The sequence below is a fragment of the Oceanobacillus neutriphilus genome (assembly GCF_014645515.1).
Classification (GTDB): domain Bacteria; phylum Bacillota; class Bacilli; order Bacillales; family Amphibacillaceae; genus Oceanobacillus; species Oceanobacillus neutriphilus.
This window is the reverse complement of sequence record NZ_BMLW01000036.1, coordinates 1-2678: the sequence shown is the minus strand read 5'-3', so window position 1 is coordinate 2678 and position 2678 is coordinate 1. Positions and strand designations below refer to the sequence as shown.

Here is a 2678-nt window from a genome sequence, read left to right as displayed (position 1 = left end):
TCCGACAACGTTACATAAATACAACATCTGTTATTACAACGATATCCCTTCCTTGTTTCGCTGCTCTAGCACGTTTAGGAGGGGGTGTTATAATATGAAATTCGATCTCTTTAATAAACCTTGCAATAAATACACTCTGTTCTTCTCTGGTTAACAAGGTGAAATTTTTATTAAAATGAACTATTAAATTTTTAATTTTGTTCACGTCTAATACTTCTTGTTTATCGTTGTCTTTAACTTTTTGTTGAAGGTCTTCATAAATAGCTTTTGTTTCATTCATAAGTTTTGTGAATTCTTCATCTCTCATCAAATCGGATGCCCAGGCACGTTGGTATTTTTCTCTTTTCTTTTCTATTTGTTTTAGCTGATCAATATAAATATTTCCGCTGTTTTTTTGAGGTGTAACTTCTGGTTTAGGCAGAGTTACTTTTTTCATGTAAGTCAAAAGCGCGTTTAGCACATTTTCTTCTCCGTAAGTTTTATAGTTTTGTCTGTGATTTTGGCAGTAATTACAACGGTAACTCACTCGATAAAATTCAGTTCCATCAGTTCTTCTTCTTATTCTTCGGTTTGGTGTTAATTTGTGTTTGCAGTTCGGACAAGATAGCACGCTTTGAAATAAATAAACACTTTTTACATCTCTTCGTTTAGTAGTACTTCTTGTTTTTAAAAGTTGTTGTAATTTCATAAACTTTTCTTTTGTTATTACACCTATATGAGTATCCTCGTATACCTTATCATTCCATCTAGTGGATCCATAAAGAGCAGGGTTTTCCAGTATCCGTTTCACTTTATTAGTTGTCCAGGTACCATCAGTAGTAGTTTGATTAAGATAAACAGAAACTTTATGCATCGACCACCCGTCAAATATTTTTTGTACCATATCCTCTAATATTGGTGCTTTATCATTTTTAATGAGTCTTTCTTTACTATTTAAATCAAACCCAAAAGGGATATTACCAACTCGTTCTCCGCTTGATACCTTTTCTTCAAGCGCCATTTTGATACGCTCTGACATATTTTCAGTTTCCCATTGGGCTATAGTAGCTATAAGAGAGATAAACATTCTCCCCATAGCATTAGATGTATCATAAGCTTCGGTGGCGGATTTAAAAGTACAGTTATATTTATTCATTTCCTCAAGCATTCGGTGGAAATCTACAACCCTTCTTGTGAATCGATCGAGTCGATAAACTAAAATTGTATTAATAAGACCTTTTCGCATATCTCCAAATAGCTTCTGTAACTCTGGGCGATTCGTATCTTTAGCTGATATACCTTCATCGATATAAAACTTATAACTTTCCCAACCTTGTGCTTTGCAGTAAGACAATAGACGTTCTTTTTGGGCTGCTATCGAATAACCTTCCGTTGCTTGTTCTACTGTGGATACTCGTATATATATTGCGACTGTCATTGCTAACACTCCTTTTATTAAAAAAGGCAGGCTAACTACCTGCCTAAAGTACATAGATTGGTAAATTAATCTAATTCCACAATGTAAACAACAACTTTTCCATGAATTGTTATATTTTCAGTTGTTTTATTATAGCGCTGTTCAAAAAATGATGAATCGTGAGAATCCGGTCTAAAAACTATCTCGTCACCATTTAAATAAAATCTTTTTACCGAAAAGTCTCCACCGTTACTATAAACTACAATGTCACCTTCTTTTAATTGGTGTAACTCAACCGGTTTAACCGCTATAAGAGATTTATCAGGGATAATTTTGTTCATGCTGTCACCATTAACTTTTGTGATGAACAATTCATCTCCTGCCCATTTACCGAGCACAGCGTCAGGTATTTCTATTTGTTCTACATTATCTTCTGTTATGCCATCAACATGAAATGGTAATCCGGCGCTTATAGTTGTTGGGAAGAAATAATATGGTTCGGTTGGTTCTTTAACGATGTTTAGGTCTCTATTTTCCTCAGGCGTTCTTTCTCTAGAAACATCATATCCCATTAACCATGGTTCATTAACTTTTAATGTTTTGGATAATAAGTAAATTCTATCTTGGTCAGGAGATTGTTTTCCGTTAACGTATTGAGATAATGTGCTTTTTCCCATTTTTATATTTAACTTTTTTTGATAAGGAATAGATTTATTCAATATATCTACTTGCTTTAAGTTTCTTTCTTTCATTAATTGCTTCAGTCTGCTTGATGTATCTTGTTTCATTTTCCTTACCTCCTTATAAATTAATTATAAACCATCATGAACTTAAGTTCAATAAAAAAGTTCATGAAAAGTGAATTATTTTATTGACAAGGTTTAACACTAGGGTTATTATGATTATATAAAGTTCATATTATGTGAACCTAAAAGGAGGTGTTAAATTTGAGTTACGATTATTCATCTTTACTTGGTCGTATTGTTGAAAAATATGGCACTCAATATAATTTTGCGATTGCAATGGAATTATCCGAAAGAAGCATGTCTTTAAAGTTGAACGGAAGAGTATCGTGGAGGGATAACGAAATATCCAAAGCCGTAGAATTGCTTGAATTAGATGTATCTGATATTCCTCAATATTTTTTTAAGCCAAAAGTTCATGCTGTATGAACAAAATTTGAAGAGGTGAATTGAAGTGAAAAAAATACATTTAACCGATGGACAACCATCTGATATCAGGTTAAACGAACAGTCAGTTGAGTTGAAAGAATTAGTTGACT

The 2678-nt window shown here is 33.0% G+C and carries 3 protein-coding genes; 1 reads left to right on the top strand and 2 read right to left on the bottom strand.

The genetic code is table 11. The features are described 5' to 3' along the window. Positions 1 to 10 precede the first annotated feature (10 nt). Together IEX29_RS26270 and IEX29_RS26265 are read right to left on the bottom strand one after the other, a co-directional pair. Positions 11 to 1417 carry a recombinase family protein gene (locus IEX29_RS26270; RefSeq protein WP_188738837.1) on the bottom strand — a complete coding sequence of 469 codons (1407 nt, stop codon included), beginning with the start codon at positions 1415 to 1417 and terminating at the stop codon, positions 11 to 13. Positions 1418 to 1482: 65 nt separating this feature from the next. Beyond that, positions 1483 to 2184 carry a LexA family protein gene (locus IEX29_RS26265; protein ID WP_188738835.1) on the bottom strand — a complete coding sequence of 234 codons (702 nt, stop codon included), beginning with the start codon at positions 2182 to 2184 and terminating at the stop codon, positions 1483 to 1485. 159 nt (positions 2185 to 2343) lie between these two features. Here IEX29_RS26265 and IEX29_RS26260 point away from each other — a divergent pair, with 159 nt between their 5' ends. Beyond that, complete coding sequence (locus IEX29_RS26260; RefSeq protein WP_188738833.1) at positions 2344 to 2568, top strand: DUF739 family protein; 225 nt, start codon at positions 2344 to 2346, stop codon at positions 2566 to 2568. The last annotated feature ends 110 nt before the right edge of the window (positions 2569 to 2678 follow it).